Genomic DNA, 16,682 nt, shown 5'->3' with positions numbered 1-16,682 from the left:
ATGTCGGTACTGATTATGGACTATGAAGCACAATTGAAAGATTGGTTGTTAAGTGATGCAATGAGAATGTCTGCGCTTAAGTTAACTGCGCAGTTTTTTGCTGAAAATGAAGTAGAAGATTGGTTCATTGCCGCAGGCTTTGTTCGTAATTTAGTCTGGGACAAATTACACGATGCTCCTGCGTCTAAATTGAACGATATTGACGTTATTTATTGGTGCCATGAAGAAACCAGTATTTATAGAGACAAACTGATTGAGTTGGCATTAACAGAGCAAATGAATTTACCTTGGTCTGTCAAAAATCAGGCGAGAATGCATAAGAAAAATAACCACCCAGCTTATACATCTTGCATGAACGCCATGTCATATTGGCCTGAAAAGCAAACCGCTATAGCCGTTAAATTAGATGAAGAGGGTGAGCTATGTGTAGAGTCTGTATTTGGTTTAGAAACCGTATTTAACTTGACGGTTAACTATAACCCCAAAGCGGATGAGTCAGCATTCATGAAGCGTGTAGCCAGCAAACCTTGGTTTAATCATTACCCGAGATTATCGTTAGAGTTGTAGGTGCCGGCCTCAATTGATTAATCTTAGACATTCTGAAACAGGATTTCTATGGTGAATGTAATGACCATTTGGTTTAACCGCTCAGCGGTATCGTCTTCTTTAGTCCATGTATATTCAGGTGTTACTGCGAAAAATAACCATTTTCTAGCGTAGTTTTGACGATATGTTAGGCCGATACTGGCGGTTTCAATATAATGGTAAGGCTCAGTTACACCATTGATCCTCGCTTGATAACTGATTGCTTTAGTATCGCTAAGATATTGATAAAGTTGCAATCCTGTACCTAATTCCCAACCATTATTTTTGTTCTCATATTGAGCAGCACTATTCCATCGCAATAGAAATGACTCATTAAAAGCATGTTCGAAATCAAATTCTGAGGTTTCGCCAGTCACTTTTTTTTCTTGATATAGCGTTTGTGTAAATCGCCATAATGTATTTTGAGAAATAGGGTAGGTATAACGATAACGCGCTTCAATTTTAGGTTTAAAGCTTGCCTTAATATTAAAGCTGGTTCGCTCTTTGGCATACCAATCATAACGTAAACCGACTTCACGTTCATTGTCATCATCAGGACTTTTAATGAATGAAAAGGGATCGTCCTCACCTGTTGAATCAAGTATTAATTTAAGCTTTTTACTCATACCTGGCAGGTTTAAATGCGCTTTAACGTTAGAGCGGTATTTGAAACCTTCTTTTTCAAAATAGGAAAAGTCATTATACCAACGAACAATAGTGCCAGCTCTTGCATCATCTGTTATTCGCTCGTCAACAAAAAAACTATCAAACCAAATGGCGGGTTCGCAGAACTTGGTATTTAAGTAGGCGAAGGTCTTGTCTAATCGAGTGTCTGATTGCGCATGATCGTAGCAGGGGGAGTGCTCTGTCTCAACAAGCACATTATCACTAGTGTGAATGTCATCAGAGCTAATGTCATCAGAGCTAATGTCATTAGTGTGAATGTCATCAGATTCATTGACCTCAAGAGCTGTTTCATCTGTAGCACGTGCAATTGTGCTGACTTTATTATCAGTACTTGTTGTCAACGCTTGGTCAAGGGTTGTTGATTGGCTGAGGTCTGTATGCGCTGCTGAAACGGCTTGACTAGCAGTTAACACTAGTGAGCAAATTATCTTCCATAAATGGCTGTTCAATCGTAATGTCATTGAAAATGATCACTGCCTTATTACTGTAAATTCCATTTGTATCGCAATCGTATCATTTCTCTATCGATTAAGAGTAACAATTGCTCCTGTAAATAAAGTGTTTGTATGATTAATTACAGGGATTGGTGTTAACAAATTGTGATTTTTAAGCGGGCTTTAAGCATTACATACAAAAAGCATAATCAATGAAATTTGCAGATCAAACCTCTGAATAATCACTTTAAACATCTAAATATAAAGCATCTTTATCAAAGTAAGCTTGGTTTTTGTGATCTTGGTCAACGCTGATGACTACCTATTTAGTTGTAAGGCTTTTTATTGATCTGCATCAATATTGTTACGGGAAATTTCTGGCAGTGTAGCGCCAATTGTTAAATGTGTTTACGTAAAAGCACTAATTATGTTGCATACATGGAGTCGTCATAATGAATAAAAAATTAGCCCTTAGCCTTGTTACCGCTAGCTTACTATCTGCTGGGATTTCTTCTTCAGCTTTTGCTCATCAAGCAGGTGATTTCATCTTTCGAGTGGGCGCAGTCGCTGTTGCACCAAACGATTCTAGCGAAAATATTGTCACTCCAGATTTAGGTGATTTGGGACAATTCTCTGTTGATGATAATACGCAAGTTGGTTTGAATTTTGGCTATATGTTGACTGATAACTGGGGGCTTGAATTACTAGCGGCAACACCATTTACTCATGATATCTCAATTGCTGGTATGAAAGTGGCTGAAACCAAACACTTACCACCAACCTTAGTCGCTCAATACTATTTTGGAAATGCTCAATCTAAATTACGTCCTTATGTGGGAGTGGGTGTTAACTTTACCAATTTCTTTGATAATGAAATTACCGATAGCGTTGGTGATCGTTTGTCTGATTTAAGTTTGTCTAACTCTTGGGGATTGGCTGCTCAAGTCGGATTAGATTACAACATTAATGATAACTGGTTGGTGAATGCGTCAGTTTGGTACGCACAGATCTCAACCGATGCTAGCTTTAATTATGCTCCAGAAGGCGGTGATGTTTCTGTCCCAGTGACGATTGAAACTGATATCGATCCATGGGTTTATATGGTGAGTGTGGGTTATAAGTTCTAATTATCTTAAATGAGATAGCTGACACCATTAAAACAGGAGCCTAAGCTCCTGTTTTTTGTTTTAGATGATGGGGCATTAGCGTATATGCCAGATATCAACTTATTTCTTCTTTTTTGTTTTCCAATGGCGAGTATTGTAAATAAATTCTGGTAAACACATTGTCATCCAAGCAATTAGGCGCCAGCGCTTAGTGACATATACTTTTCGCTTACCTTTTTGCATAGCTTTGATAATTTGCGCCGCCACTTTAGGCAAAGGCGGTAACCACAGTTTACTTTGCTGCATCGCTGCTTTATCCAATAAACCTAATTGAATATCGGTAATGGTAATAGGAAGCTTTAATCGCTGCGCATGCATGCTCAAACCTTCGAGGTAGCTTTGTGCATAGGCTTTTGATGCATGGTAAGCCACACTAGGGCCACCACGTAATCCAGCGATTGAATTGATCGCAGCAATTTGGCCATAACCTTGTTCACGCATTAAACGGAAAGTGGTATTGCAAATCGCAGTAAAACCACTGACGTTGACATCAATGATATCTTGCTCTAATTGCCAAGGTAGCGATTCATGATAACCATTAAGCCCAGTATTGACTAAAACCAAATGTGCGCCATCTATGCTTAACCAAACCTTTTCTAATTGGCTAATAATTGCGCTTGGGTTCTCAATATCTAAAGGTAAAACTTCAACTTTAGTGGGTAATTGATCTGCAAACTCTTGCATATCTTCAGGGTTTTGAACAAACAACACCAATGAAACGTTTTGTTGCGCTAATCGAGTGGCGATTTCTTTACTAAGGTGTGAGCTAGCGCCCACTATTATTGCGTTTGCTTGTGTCATACGCTTTATGGCTTCGAAATGATGACCTATGATAAAAACAACTGCTTTCGATAACAAGCAAGAATATTATTCAACGTGAGACGTATAGACTTCCAGAAGTCTTAATGTATGATAAAGGAGAGTGACATGAGTAATGCAGTGAAGCGAATTTTAAGCAAAATGTTGATATCGGTAGCTATCATTGTCGGTCTTGGAGCTTGTGCTTCTAGTAATGACTTAGTGACGGTTTCTGGTGATGTCACTTACCGAGAACGTATAGCTTTACCAGCAGATGCTGTCATTAAAGTGCAGCTTAAAGATGTGTCTTTACAAGATACTAAAGCCATTGTGTTGGCTGAAATGATGTCTGAGAACGCAATGACGCCATATTCATTTGAGTTCCAAATTGCCAGAGATCAGTTTCAGCAGGGTCACACCTATGCGATCGGCGCAAGAATAGAAGTCAATGGCGAGCTGTGGTTTATCAATACTCAGTCTTACATTGTCAATATTGACGAGGTGCAACCCGTTAATGTTGTTGTTAATAAGGTCGGTGGATAAGCGTAACTTCAAAAATCACAGGTTATTACCAATACTTGTGATTATTTGCAGTCAGGCTAATGGCACCGAATATTCAGTAAATAAAGGTGCTTTTAATGCCGGTTAGAATTCCAGATAATTTACCTGCTGCAGAAATTTTAGAATCAGAGAATATCTTTGTGATGTCCGAAACCCGGGCAGCTAATCAAGATATTCGTCCTATGCGTGTACTTGTCTTAAATCTTATGCCTAATAAGATTGAAACCGAAACTCAGTTACTTCGCTTACTAGGAAATACGCCATTGCAAGTGGATGTAGACTTATTGCGCATTCATGATAAAGCTTCTAAACACACCTCTATTGACCATATGAATACTTTTTATCGTGATTTTGAAGCGGTTAAAAGTAAAAACTACGATGGCTTAATTATTACAGGGGCACCGCTCGGTCAGTTAGATTTTGAAGATGTAGTTTACTGGGAGCACATTAAAGAAATTATTGATTGGTCACAGCAACATGTCACTTCGGTACTCTTTCTTTGTTGGGCTGCACATGCTGGTTTATTTCATCTTTATGATTTACATCGAAAATTGTTAGATGAAAAACGCTCTGGGGTTTTTTGTCACCGCCGCAGCGCAAAGCCACACCCGCTGCTACGTGGTTTCGATGATGAGTTCTTTGCGCCACATTCTCGTTTTGCTGAAATGAATGTAGCAGACATTAAGCAACATCCAGATCTTGAGGTACTTGCAGAATCAGAACAAGCGGGCGCTTACATTGTACTGAGCCGTAATAGTCGCAATTTGTTTGTGATGGGGCATCCTGAGTATCAAAAATCGACCTTGCAAGATGAATATCTACGTGACCTTGAACAAGGGCTTGAACCATCAGTGCCGACTCATTACTTTAGAAATGATGATCCCAGTCAAGAGGCCATTGCGAGGTGGCATAGTCATGGCAGTTTGTTGGTGAGTAACTGGTTAAACTACTATGTATATCAGCTTACCCCTTATGACCTTTCAGATATGAGTGGCCGAACGCCTTGGGAGTCAAAAAGTTAACTTCGTTATGGTTTAACTTGTAGCCTAATCAAAATCATATACAAACAGTCTTTAATATTTGAGCCATTTAGTCTTACTAGATGGCTCTTTTTGTATATGTTGAAACTAATAAAATACCCATAAGAATGAGGTATTAAACTTGGGTTCATACTTGGGAATGAAATGTCCTTGTGTCTATTTCACCTCAGCAGTTCTTCAGTTAGGGTTTTTGAATACTTAGTTAGCGAAGCTGAGTCTTTCTGAGTAGAAATTTCAAACGGAACTGAATTTTACATGAGGGTATTCAATTGAATAACAACAAATTAATCCCACTAGCCATAGCTATTGCTGGGCTCTCAGGAAGCTTGCAAGCCGCAGAGCATGCTCCCATACCACAAACTGGCGCATTTGATATGGTGATTGCTGATGAGCAAAAACTGATTCAAATGCTTAAAAAGTCAGGCAAAATTTCACAATCAGCTAGCTTGAAAGAAGCGGAGTCTGCATTAAAAACCTATCTAAAAAAGCGTCAAGCTGAAGCGATAGTGAATGCTGCAGCTCAAGATGCAAATATCACCAGTCATTATTCAATGACCAGTGAAATTAAAAGTAAAACTAAAATGGAACGCCGCCATGAAGCGTCGAAAGGCAGTTTAACAGGGCGCTCTATTCGAAATAGTCCAGATAATGTAGAAGAAGAGCTATATGATGGACCAACTCGAGAAGCACGGGTTTTGGCTATTTTAATGGAGTTTCCAGACTTTGTTCATAACTCAATTTTGCCAGAAGAGTCAGGCATGTATTATGAGGATTACAATCAAGACCACTACCGACAAATTCTCTTTGGTGACGATGGTTGGGTTGCTCCGAATGGTCATCATGCCAATTCATTTAGACAATTCTATGAAAAACAATCTGGTGACAGCTATACAGTAACTGGTGATGTTGCAGGTTGGTACATGGCAACGATGCCGGCAGCATTTTACGGCAACAATGTTGACGGTGATGCCCGCAGTCTAATTCGAGAAGCACTGACAGCAGCCTCATTAGATCCGAGTTTAGATTTAAGCCAATTTGATATAGAAGATCGCTATGATCTTGATGGTGATGGTAATTATTGGGAGCCAGATGGATTAGTGGATCACGTAATGGTGTTCCATTCTGCCGTGGGTGAAGAGGCTGGTGGCGGTCAAGTAGGCGAAGATGCTATTTGGTCACATCGCTGGAACCTCGGTGGCGTATACGGCATTCCAGACTCAAATACTGATGTACCATATTGGGGCGGTTTAATGGGAGCATTTGATTACACCATTGCACCCATCGATAGTGCAGTGGGTGTGATAAGCCATGAGTACGGTCATGATTTAGGATTACCTGATGAATATGATACCCAATACACTGGTGAAGGCGAGCCAGTGTCCATGTGGTCAGTCATGTCTTCAGGAAGCTGGGCTGGTGAGTTAGGTGGTACTGAGCCTGTTGGCTTTAGTCCCTTTGCTAAAGAGCATCTTCAAGCCACTTTAGGCGGAAATTGGCAGCACGGTGCAATCGTTAATTTCGATGATATTCCTCGTCGTGGAGTGGTGGGTTTACTTGATCAAGCATCTAGTAAAGGAACAAATCATGATGTCATTAAGATTACTCTTCCTAATAAAGTTCAAGTGATTACCGAGCCTACGAGTGGCGAATATGCTTACTTCAGTGGTTCAGGCGATAACTTGGAAAATCTAATGGGCGTTGCTGTTGATCTTAGCGATGCAACGACGGCTTCACTGCAATTTCAAGCTTGGTACGACATCGAAACAGACTGGGATTACGCCTATGTCATGGCTGTAGGCGAGTTTGGACAAGTGATGCTAGAGGGCAATATTACCTCTACAACCAATCCAAATGATACCAACCTAGGTAACGGTATTACCGGAGTTTCAGCTGGATGGATTAATGCAGAGTTTGATTTAACCTCACTTGCAGGCAATGCATTTAATCTTTACGTGATGTATCAAACTGATGGCGCGGTAACGAACCCAGGTATGTATGTTGATGATATTAATCTAGTCGTTGATGACGTTGAGACCTTTACTGCGAATGCAGATTCATCACCAGAAGTGATGATGTTAAATGGTTTTGAGGTGTCTTCAGGTTCATCGGAAACAGAGCATTACTATCTGGTTGAGTGGCGTACACATCATGGCGTTGATAGCGGCTTAGAGCATATTAATGTTGCCGGACAGCCAATGACCTATGAGAAAGGTATGTTGATTTGGTATGTTGATAATCAATATTCTGACAACTGGGTTGGAGTGCATCCTGGCGATGGTTTCTTAGGTGTGGTCGATGCAGATCAAAATACCTTGTCTTGGAGTAATGGCAATATTGCGACGACTCGTTATCAAATTCACGACGCAACGTTCAGAATAGATAGACCAGAGAAAATGTTTATCGATTTGTCTGAGCAATACGGCATTACTATGTATGACAACCGCACTCGTGCTCAACGTACCTTCAGAGACTCAAGAGATTATACCGGCGGTGACTTGTTAGATGCTGGGCGTAATATTCCTGAGTATGGTTTAACTATTCGGTTAATAAACCAAAGTGAAGACAGAAGTGTTGGTGCAGTAATGATTACCAAGTAGATTTACTCAAATTGAATTGGATTAAATTAAACAAAAGCGCTGATTTCAGCGCTTTTTTACATTTTAATTTAGAAAATTATTTAAACAGCAATTTGGGTGATACCTGCAGAAAATTGACTCTTTTTAGTTAATTCAAACGTTAACTATCCTCGATTTAGTTCTATCGACTCAATAGTGGTGCTGAGACTGGCGTATACACCTATATGTTTTATCGTTGTATTTATTACATTCTAGCCATGTTGGTATAGTGTTAACTTATTATGCCGCTAAATTGTTATACTGATATGGTTATAGCAGGTTAAAAATAGTTGTCGTAGATTAAATATGATTGTCGTAGGTTACATATGGTTGTCGCAGATAAAAAGGAAATTCGGTGCTAATTCATTCCTTCATGAATAAATTAAACGCGAGCAATAAACCTATCGTCATCTTGAGCATGTTGCTATGCATCATGTCATCCAGTTTTCCTATATTAGCCAATGAAGCTAATAATCCAGTCGCTAGTCCAGTTTCTAAAAAAGAAATATCAAAACCTAAACCTACTGAGCTATCCGCCACTGATATTAGCCAACTAAAATTAACCTTATCCTCTATTGAGCTGGCTGATGAAAAGTTAGCTTTTCTTATGGAGAAAAAGAGCGAAATAGCCTATTGGGACGTCCATCAACAAGCTGAATTTTATGTGTTATTAGCAATAGCGCAAGAGGCTGTTGGTCAACTTGATAGTGCTTACGATAGCTATAGTCATATTGTTAGTATGCTAGAAAGAGAGCCCATTTCTGACTTATTGGTAATTGCGTATATTGAGCGTTCTTTTATCAAATATTTACAAACAAATGTGAGAGCCGATTATTGCCCTGATAGAGAGCATGCGCTGGGGCTTGCTCGCCAATTAAACTCACCTGATACTCTGGTAAAAGCGTTAACCCAAAGCGCATTTTGCTATGCCGATGTGGATATTTTTGAAGAAGGCTTATCAAGGTTAGATGAAGCTTTGATGTTAGCCAAGAAGCATCAATTTACAGCTAACCGACAGGCAATGATTTATAACTCCACGGGAGCGATTTATCGCGCAAACGGATTACATAAATACGCTTACGAATACTTTCGTGAAGCATATAATTTATGGCGCTCAGTCGACGATCACCAAGATGTGTTTAATATGCTCCACAATATGGTGGGTGAATCGATAAAAGTGTCTGACTGGGAACAGGCTGAAATAGCCGTTGCTGGATTATTTGATTTGGCGAGGCAGCACCCTGAATTCGATGACTTTATGTTTTTTGCTCATCATAACGCGGGGCGTAGCTATTTTTTTAAGCAAGATTTTCAACGAGCAGTGGAGCATTTACACAGTGCTTTGCAGCTTAAAGCGCAGACCAATGAAACATTTTTTATCGATATTACCATCGGCTATCTTTCCTTAAGTTATATGCAGCAAAACGAAGTGGATAAAGCATTTGAAATGGCGTCACAATTTATTCATTCCAATAGCTATCAATCAAGCCCCAAATTTTTGCAAACATCGGTCCTAGCTTTAGATAAATTTGCGCAAAAAGATTATCAAAACAGTTTTAATATTTTACTCACTAGCTTAGGTAATGAACGCAAAACTTATGCGTCGATTATGGACAAAGATGTGATTTATTCTTCGTTAGAGCACAGTGCTAAAGTTGCGGAGTATGAGGTTAAAATTCTCGAGAACCAGCTGTCGATTAATCTGTTGAAATTAAAATCTGAAATAGATAAACAGCAAATCTCTAAGTTGAGCTTAACGGTAACAGCGTTAATCATTGCCGTTTTATTGGTGATGATGGCATTTTTAGTGCAGTCACGACGCTTTTTTAAACGCCGTTCTCAAACTGATTATATGACTGGTATTTCCAATCGCCGCTATACCATGGAACAAGGCAATAAATTATTTTCACTGGCTAAAAAGCGCAATGAACCACTCGCTGTTATCATTTTTGATATTGATAAGTTCAAAATTATTAATGACACGTATGGGCATGCAGTGGGTGATTTAGCCATTAAAGCGACCGCGAGTAAAGCAAGACACTGGTTTAAAAAATCGGATATTCTGGGTCGTATCGGTGGCGAAGAGTTTTTACTCATTTTGCCTAACACTGACTTAGACCAAGCCGTTGAGGTTGCTGAACGATTACGTATCAGCATTGAACAACATCAATTCAAATTTAATGATATTACCCTTGAGTTTACAATAAGCTTAGGGGTGAGTATTAAGCATGATGATTCTGACAACTTAGCTCAAATGATTAAAGCGGCCGATGCTGGCTTATATAAAGCGAAAAACAGCGGTCGTAATCAGGTGTTTTCTGCATGATGAGCTAACCAAACAAAAATAAAGATCAAATAACTACAATGCTGGCAGTCATACGACCTGGTAGTCAGATTGATAAACGAGATCTAAGCCATTCCTCCTCCTTTAAAATGTAATTTTTTCAATTGCTTATCCTGTTTGTAAATTTTCAATGACAGCGATTTAAAATTCTTAATGTTTATTTAACTGATTTCTCTTGCTTTACGTTAGCGTAAACGTCAGAGTGTGATTATTGAACTAGATCACATTTTACTGTGTATTAATCTCGGCCATGTTAAGCCGGTTTACAGCGGAGAAGTTATGAGTACAACACTTTCATCACCACAAGATATCGTTATCGTTGCAGCAAAACGTACCCCAATGGGTGGTTTTCAAGGCGCATTGTCAGCCGTTACATCTCCTACATTAGCCGCGACAGCAATCAAAGGCTTAGTGGCGCAAACTAATATCGATACTCAACAAATTGATGAAGTGTTAATGGGCTGTGTGTTACCAGCAGGTTTAGGACAAGCGCCTGCACGTCAAGCAACCTTAGGGGCTGATTTACCATTAAGTGTTGGTGCTACCACAGTCAATAAAGTCTGCGGCTCAGGTATGAAAACCGTCATGATGGCGCATGATTTAATTAAAGCGGGTTCAAGCGAAGTGGTTATTGCTGGTGGCATGGAAAGCATGACACAAGCACCATACTTACTTGATAAAGCGCGTGGCGGTATGCGTATGGGGCACGGCAAAGTGTTAGACCATATGTTCCTTGATGGACTCGAAGATGCTTACACTGGCGGGGCAATGGGCACTTTCGCGCAAAAAACGGCAGATGACTTTGGTTTAACCCGCGAAGGTATGGATCAATTCGCCCTAAACTCACTTGAAAAAGCCAACGCTGCGATTAATTCAGGCGCGTTTAAGCAAGAAGTTGTGCCTGTGACCATTTCAAGTCGCCGTGGTGATATCACTATCGATACTGATGAGCAACCGGGTAACGCCCGTCCTGAAAAAATTCCAACTCTGCGACCTGCATTTGCTAAAGACGGCACGATTACAGCGGCAAACTCTAGCTCAATTTCAGATGGTGCAGCTGCACTTATGTTAATGAGCCGCGAAAAAGCGGAGTTGTTAGGGCTTGATGTGATGGCCACAATTAAAGGCCACACAACTCATTCGCAAGAACCATCAATGTTTACCACCGCGCCTGTAGGCGCAATGAATAAATTATTCGACAAAGTGAACTGGTCTAAGGCTGACGTTGATTTATTTGAAATCAACGAAGCGTTCGCAATGGTGACAATGCTTGCAATCAGTGAGCTACAACTTGATGAATCAAAAGTAAATATTAATGGTGGTGCCTGCGCTTTAGGTCATCCAATTGGTTGTTCTGGTGCACGTGTATTAGTGACGTTAATCCATGCGCTTAAAGCGAAAGGATTAACCAAAGGTGTGGCGTCATTATGTATCGGTGGCGGCGAAGCCACTGCGATGGCGATTGAAGTCTAGCCATAAAGTTTTTAATGACAAAAAGTACAGTGGTAAAAGATTAGAAATTCAACAAGACGTAAGTACTGGACTAGCTTGGCAATTTATATAGCCACAATAAAACAGCAGCCAGTACTTAACTTTAAATGAGCTTTGGGGCTCAACAGGGATTTAGGAAGCAACATGACGGTTCAAGTTAAACATTATATTAATGGCGAATTTACCGAAGGCGTAGGTTCACAGGTTATATCAGTTACTAATCCAGCAGATAACCAGGTCATTGCTAACATCAATGCAGCCACTGCTGACGAAGTGAATCAAGCAATTCATAGTGCCAAAGAAGCATTTACAACATGGAAAGAAGTGCCTGTTTCTGAACGTGCGCGCGTGATGCTTCGCTACCAGCACCTTTTAAAAGAACACCATGATGAGCTGGCTACGATTCTAGCGCAAGAAACAGGTAAAACCTTTGAAGATGCCAAAGGTGATGTTTGGCGCGGAATTGAAGTGGCTGAGCATGCATGTAATATCGCCTCTATGATGATGGGCGAAACCGTTGAAAATGTTGCTCGTAATATCGATACCTACAGCTACACTCAACCACTAGGTGTCTGTGCGGGTATTACACCATTTAACTTCCCTGCAATGATCCCTTTATGGATGTTCCCACTCGCCATTGCTTGCGGTAATACCTTTATTCTCAAGCCGTCAGAACAAGATCCAATGACTCCGCAACGCTTAGTTGAGTTGTTTGTTGAAGCTGGCGCGCCAAAAGGTGTGTTGCAGCTTGTTCACGGTGACAAAGCTGCGGTAGATATTTTATTAAATGATTCTGCCATCAAAGCTATTTCATTCGTGGGTTCTGTCGGTGTAGGGCAATACATTTACAAAACAGGTACAGATAACCTAAAACGCGTTCAAGCCTTTGCAGGTGCGAAAAACCACTGCGTGATTATGCCTGATGCCAATAAACAGCAAGTGATCAACAACATGGTTGGTGCATCGGTTGGCGCTGCAGGTCAACGTTGTATGGCTATTTCTGTGGCGGTATTTGTAGGCGCTGCAAAAGAATGGATCCCAGAGCTTAAAGAAGCATTAGCCAAAGTACGTCCAGGTTTATGGGATGATAAAAATGCAGCTTATGGCCCGGTAATAAGCCCTGCAGCTAAAGATCGAGTCCTTAAGTTGATTGCTCAAGGTAAAGAAGAAGGCGCTGAGTGCTTACTTGATGGCAGCGATTTTACTGTTGAAGGTTACGAGTCGGGTAATTGGATTGGACCAACAATGTTCAGTAATGTCACTACTGATATGGCGATTTACAAAGAAGAGATTTTTGGCCCAGTACTGTGTTGTATGGAAGCTGACGATTTAGATGAAGCAATTGAACTGGTTAATAACAGCCCTTATGGCAATGGCACGTCAATCTTTACTGCATCTGGCGGCGCGGCGCGTAAGTATCAACATCATATCGAAGTAGGGCAAGTAGGGATTAACGTACCTATTCCTGTACCACTGCCATTTTTCTCTTTCACTGGCTGGAAAGGCAGTTTCTATGGCGATCAGCATGCTTATGGTAAGCAAGCTGTGCGTTTTTACACTGAAACAAAAACCATTACTTCACGCTGGTTTGCAGACGAAGTGGTCAGTGGCCCGAATATGAGTATCGATCTTAAATAGTCATGCTTAAGTAATCATGTCTAAATCATGCTTAAGTCATGATTTAACATGCTTAGCGTAAATCGTTTCACCAAGGCCTTCTTTTGGGAGAAGGCCTTTTACAACGTAAATAACAAGTCAGCAAGACGCTGCGACAACAACCATTCACGTATAGCATCACCGCACATCGAGCAGTATAGCTCCACCTAATAATTTCGCGGGATGTTAAGCGCACCAAATGACCTAAGAGTCATAGTAAAAAAGGATTCAGACCATGGATTTTAATTTCAACGAAGACCAACGCCAATTCGCCGATCTTGCTCGTCAATTTGCAGCAGAAGAGCTAGCGCCTTTTGCCGCTCAATGGGATGAAGAACATCATTTTCCAAAAGACGTATTAAAAAAAGCAGGCGAGCTTGGTTTCTGCTCATTGTACTCACCAGAATCTGAAGGTGGCATGGGCTTATCTCGCCTTGATGCATCAATCATTTTTGAAGAGTTATCTCATGGTTGTACGGCTACAACTGCGATGTTAACGATTCATAATATGGCCACATGGATGGTCACAACATGGGGCACCGAAACCTTACGCCAGCAATGGTCTGAGGGGTTAACTACTGGTCAATTATTGGCATCTTACTGTTTAACCGAGCCAGGAGCGGGCAGTGATGCGGCATCATTACAAACCAAAGCCGTTAAAGATGGTGATGATTACATCATTAATGGTTCAAAAATGTTTATTTCAGGTGCGGGTGAAACTGAGTTACTAGTCGTAATGTGCCGCACAGGCGAAGCAGGGGCTAAAGGTATTTCAGCTATTGCGATTCCTGCCGATGCTGCTGGGGTGACTTACGGCAAAGCTGAAGACAAGATGGGCTGGAACGCGCAGCCGACCCGTTTAATTAGTTTTGAAAATGTCCGTATACCGCAAGCAAATTTACTTGGTGAAGAAGGCCAAGGCTTTACTTTTGCTATGAAAGGACTAGATGGCGGCCGAATCAATATTGCGACTTGTTCAGTGGGCACTGCTCAAGCAGCCTTAGAGCGTGCAACCGAATACATGAATGAACGTAAGCAATTTGGCAAACCTATTGCTGCTTTTCAAGGATTACAGTTCAAGTTAGCCGATATGGCAACTGAGTTAGTCGCTGCCCGTCAAATGGTGCGTTTAGCGGCATTTAAACTTGACCAGAACGACCCTGAAGCTACCGCATATTGCGCAATGGCGAAACGATTTGCCACAGATATTGGCTTTCAAGTGTGTGATAGCGCGCTGCAAATCCATGGTGGCTATGGTTATATTCGTGAATACCCACTTGAGCGTCATTTCAGAGATGTAAGAGTGCATCAAATTCTTGAAGGCACCAATGAAATCATGCGTTTAATTATTGCCCGTCGCTTATTAGATGAAAATGCTCACGCGATTCTTTAACGACTTCATAAAGGGAAAATTATGACAGCTATCATTGAAACCATTGAGGGTAACACTGCAGTATTAACCCTCAATAACCCACCTGCTCATACATGGACGGCAGAAAGCCTTTCATTATTAAAAAGCATAGTGCTGCGCCTAAATGACAATAAAGACATTTATGCTTTAGTGATTACCGGATCGGGCGAGAAGTTTTTTTCAGCGGGCGCGGATTTAAATATTTTTGCTGATGGTGACAAACAAAATGCAGCATTAATGGCACAACATTTTGGTGAAGCGTTTGAGGCCCTAAGTGCTTTTCGTGGTGTGTCGATAGCAGCGATTAACGGTTATGCCATGGGGGGCGGGCTAGAAGTGGCTCTGGCATGTGACTTACGCATTGCAGAATCCCATGCTCAAATGGCATTACCTGAAGCCACTGTTGGTCTACTCCCTTGTGCGGGTGGTACTCAAAACTTAACAGCATTGGTTGGCGAAGGTTGGGCAAAACGGATGATTTTGTGTGGCGAAAGAATCAAAGCTGATAAAGCGCTGCAAATAGGCTTAGTCGAAGAAGTTGTCGAACAAGGTCAAGGATTAGTCACTGCAATGGCGCTAGCTGAGAAAGTGGCTCGTCAATCTCCAAGCAGTGTGAGTGTGTGCAAAACCTTAATTCAAGCAGGCCGTAGCCAACCACGCACGCAAGCGTTACCTTTAGAGCGTGAATTATTTGTCGGCTTATTTGATACTGAAGATCAAGCTGAAGGGGTTAATGCCTTTTTAGATAAACGTGCAGCTAAATGGAAGAATTGCTAATGACTCAAGATGTAATATTTCAAACCTTAGGGACATTATCTGGCAAATCAATTGGTGTGGTTACGCTCAATATTGAAAAAGCCTTAAATGCATTAAACCTTGATATGGTGCAAGCCATGACCAAGCAATTACAGGCTTGGAAAGACGATAATGATATTGCCTTTGTGGTGCTTGATGGCGCTGGTGATAAAGCATTTTGCGCCGGTGGCGATGTTCGGGCAATTTATCATGCTTCAATTGCTAACCCTAATACCATGACCGCAGAAGCGTGCGACTTTTTCAGTCAAGAATATCAATTAGATTATTTGCTGCATCAATACGAAAAACCTGTCTTAGTCTGGGGCGACGGTATCGTGATGGGCGGAGGTTTAGGTTTAATGGCTGGAGGCAGTCACCGGGTATTAACTGAGCGAAGCCGCATTGCTATGCCTGAAATCACCATTGGGTTATATCCTGATGTGGGTGGCAGTTATTTCCTGAATCGAATGCCTGGTAAAATCGGCTTATTTTTAGGGCTAACTGCATATAACATGAATGCGGCCGATGCATTGTTTGTCAATGTCGGTAATCATTTCATGGCAAGTGATGATAAAGAACCATTATTTGATGCCATTGCTGAAGTGAGCTGGAGTGACGACGCTGCATTAAATCATCAGCAATTGAGTTTATTGCTTAATAAAATGCAAACCAGCTCGAACGCTGAAATAGGTCAAAGTCCATTGTCTGATTTTCAGCCGCAAATTGATCAATTGATGACAGGTGAAATTGAAGAAGTTCATCATCAAATTACCAGTTTAGAAACAGAGCTTGATTGGCTTAAACGCGCGCAAAAAACAGCTCTGGCTGGCAGTCCATTAAGTTGGTTCCTGATATTTGCTCAAGCCAATCTTGGTACGACTAAAACACTGGCAGAATCTTTTAAATGGGAATTAGGTGTAAGCGTTAATTGTTGTTCTCATGGTGATTTTTGTGAAGGTGTTCGTGCACTATTAATTGATAAAGACCGTCAGCCTCAATGGCATTTTAGTCATGCAAGTGACGTCACTGCACAAGCCGTTACCCAATTACTGACATCACCTTGGGATGCTGATAAGCACCCTTTAAAAGACATCTAAAA

At 41.0% G+C, this 16,682-nt stretch carries 13 protein-coding genes; 11 read left to right on the top strand and 2 right to left on the bottom strand.

Going from position 1 to position 16,682, the window contains the following annotated elements; all coding sequences use genetic code 11:
* The first annotated feature begins 15 nt into the window (after positions 1-15).
* Positions 16-567 (top strand): nucleotidyltransferase family protein, encoded by a 552-nt coding sequence (locus tag LMH66_RS05760; protein WP_229368885.1) that lies wholly within the window; start codon positions 16-18, stop codon positions 565-567.
* A gap of 23 nt (positions 568-590) precedes the next feature.
* Here the strand turns inward: LMH66_RS05760 and LMH66_RS05755 are convergent, their stop codons facing one another.
* Positions 591-1,733, bottom strand: a complete 1,143-nt coding sequence (locus LMH66_RS05755; protein ID WP_229368884.1) for a hypothetical protein — start codon at positions 1,731-1,733, stop codon at positions 591-593.
* A gap of 425 nt (positions 1,734-2,158) precedes the next feature.
* Between LMH66_RS05755 and ompW the strand changes: the two genes are divergently transcribed.
* The gene (gene ompW / locus LMH66_RS05750) at positions 2,159-2,833 is read left to right on the top strand and encodes an outer membrane protein OmpW (RefSeq protein WP_229368883.1); all 675 of its coding nucleotides are present in this window, start codon (positions 2,159-2,161) and stop codon (positions 2,831-2,833) included.
* Between the two features lie 99 nt (positions 2,834-2,932).
* Here the strand turns inward: ompW and LMH66_RS05745 are convergent, their stop codons facing one another.
* Positions 2,933-3,673: an SDR family NAD(P)-dependent oxidoreductase gene (locus LMH66_RS05745; RefSeq protein ID WP_102526372.1), complete on the bottom strand. Its 741-nt coding sequence runs from the start codon at positions 3,671-3,673 to the stop codon at positions 2,933-2,935.
* Between the two features lie 126 nt (positions 3,674-3,799).
* On the opposite strand from LMH66_RS05745, the gene LMH66_RS05740 reads away from it, so the two are divergent.
* The 9 genes from LMH66_RS05740 (at position 3,800) to LMH66_RS05700 (ending at position 16,680) form a co-directional block, all read left to right on the top strand.
* Positions 3,800-4,213, top strand: coding sequence for a YbaY family lipoprotein (locus LMH66_RS05740; RefSeq protein WP_229368882.1), 414 nt, complete (start codon positions 3,800-3,802; stop codon positions 4,211-4,213).
* A 95-nt stretch (positions 4,214-4,308) separates the two neighbouring features.
* Positions 4,309-5,253, top strand: a complete 945-nt coding sequence (gene metA, locus LMH66_RS05735) for a homoserine O-acetyltransferase MetA (protein ID WP_229368881.1) — start codon at positions 4,309-4,311, stop codon at positions 5,251-5,253.
* A 287-nt stretch (positions 5,254-5,540) separates the two neighbouring features.
* Positions 5,541-7,868: an immune inhibitor A domain-containing protein gene (locus LMH66_RS05730; protein ID WP_229368880.1), complete on the top strand. Its 2,328-nt coding sequence runs from the start codon at positions 5,541-5,543 to the stop codon at positions 7,866-7,868.
* Positions 7,869-8,241: 373 nt separating this feature from the next.
* Positions 8,242-10,212 carry a diguanylate cyclase gene (locus LMH66_RS20460; RefSeq protein ID WP_229368879.1) on the top strand — a complete coding sequence of 657 codons (1,971 nt, stop codon included), beginning with the start codon at positions 8,242-8,244 and terminating at the stop codon, positions 10,210-10,212.
* 297 nt (positions 10,213-10,509) lie between these two features.
* Positions 10,510-11,703: a thiolase family protein gene (locus LMH66_RS05720; RefSeq protein WP_229368878.1), complete on the top strand. Its 1,194-nt coding sequence runs from the start codon at positions 10,510-10,512 to the stop codon at positions 11,701-11,703.
* Between the two features lie 162 nt (positions 11,704-11,865).
* Complete coding sequence (locus tag LMH66_RS05715; RefSeq protein WP_229368877.1) at positions 11,866-13,359, top strand: CoA-acylating methylmalonate-semialdehyde dehydrogenase; 1,494 nt, start codon at positions 11,866-11,868, stop codon at positions 13,357-13,359.
* Positions 13,360-13,612: 253 nt separating this feature from the next.
* A complete protein-coding gene (locus tag LMH66_RS05710) occupies positions 13,613-14,770 on the top strand; it encodes an acyl-CoA dehydrogenase family protein (RefSeq protein ID WP_102526308.1) in 1,158 nt (385 codons plus the stop codon).
* Between the two features lie 21 nt (positions 14,771-14,791).
* On the top strand, positions 14,792-15,565 hold the full coding sequence (locus LMH66_RS05705; RefSeq protein ID WP_229368876.1) for an enoyl-CoA hydratase: 774 nt from the start codon (positions 14,792-14,794) through the stop codon (positions 15,563-15,565).
* Positions 15,565-16,680, top strand: coding sequence for an enoyl-CoA hydratase/isomerase family protein (locus LMH66_RS05700; RefSeq protein WP_229368875.1), 1,116 nt, complete (start codon positions 15,565-15,567; stop codon positions 16,678-16,680). The genes LMH66_RS05705 and LMH66_RS05700 overlap by 1 nt, the downstream gene beginning before the upstream one ends.
* Positions 16,681-16,682: the final 2 nt, after the last annotated feature.

Source organism: Shewanella sp. 10N.7, from assembly GCF_020806285.1.
Taxonomy (GTDB): Bacteria; Pseudomonadota; Gammaproteobacteria; order Enterobacterales; family Shewanellaceae; genus Shewanella; species Shewanella electrodiphila.
Note: the sequence above shows the minus strand (reverse complement) of the source record. Positions and strands in the feature narration are given on the sequence as shown.

Excerpts from the sequence above, each read along its gene's own strand:
- LMH66_RS05715 (WP_229368877.1), top strand. The coding sequence starts at position 11,866 with ATGACGGTTCAAGTTAAACATTATATTAATGGCGAATTTACCGAAGGC.
- metA (WP_229368881.1), top strand. The coding sequence starts at position 4,309 with ATGCCGGTTAGAATTCCAGATAATTTACCTGCTGCAGAAATTTTAGAA.
- LMH66_RS05700 (WP_229368875.1), top strand. The coding sequence starts at position 15,565 with ATGACTCAAGATGTAATATTTCAAACCTTAGGGACATTATCTGGCAAA.
- LMH66_RS05705 (WP_229368876.1), top strand. The coding sequence starts at position 14,792 with ATGACAGCTATCATTGAAACCATTGAGGGTAACACTGCAGTATTAACC.
- LMH66_RS05755 (WP_229368884.1), bottom strand. The coding sequence starts at position 1,733 with ATGACATTACGATTGAACAGCCATTTATGGAAGATAATTTGCTCACTA.
- LMH66_RS05710 (WP_102526308.1), top strand. The coding sequence starts at position 13,613 with ATGGATTTTAATTTCAACGAAGACCAACGCCAATTCGCCGATCTTGCT.
- LMH66_RS05760 (WP_229368885.1), top strand. The coding sequence starts at position 16 with ATGGACTATGAAGCACAATTGAAAGATTGGTTGTTAAGTGATGCAATG.
- ompW (WP_229368883.1), top strand. The coding sequence starts at position 2,159 with ATGAATAAAAAATTAGCCCTTAGCCTTGTTACCGCTAGCTTACTATCT.
- LMH66_RS05740 (WP_229368882.1), top strand. The coding sequence starts at position 3,800 with ATGAGTAATGCAGTGAAGCGAATTTTAAGCAAAATGTTGATATCGGTA.
- LMH66_RS05745 (WP_102526372.1), bottom strand. The coding sequence starts at position 3,673 with ATGACACAAGCAAACGCAATAATAGTGGGCGCTAGCTCACACCTTAGT.
- LMH66_RS05720 (WP_229368878.1), top strand. The coding sequence starts at position 10,510 with ATGAGTACAACACTTTCATCACCACAAGATATCGTTATCGTTGCAGCA.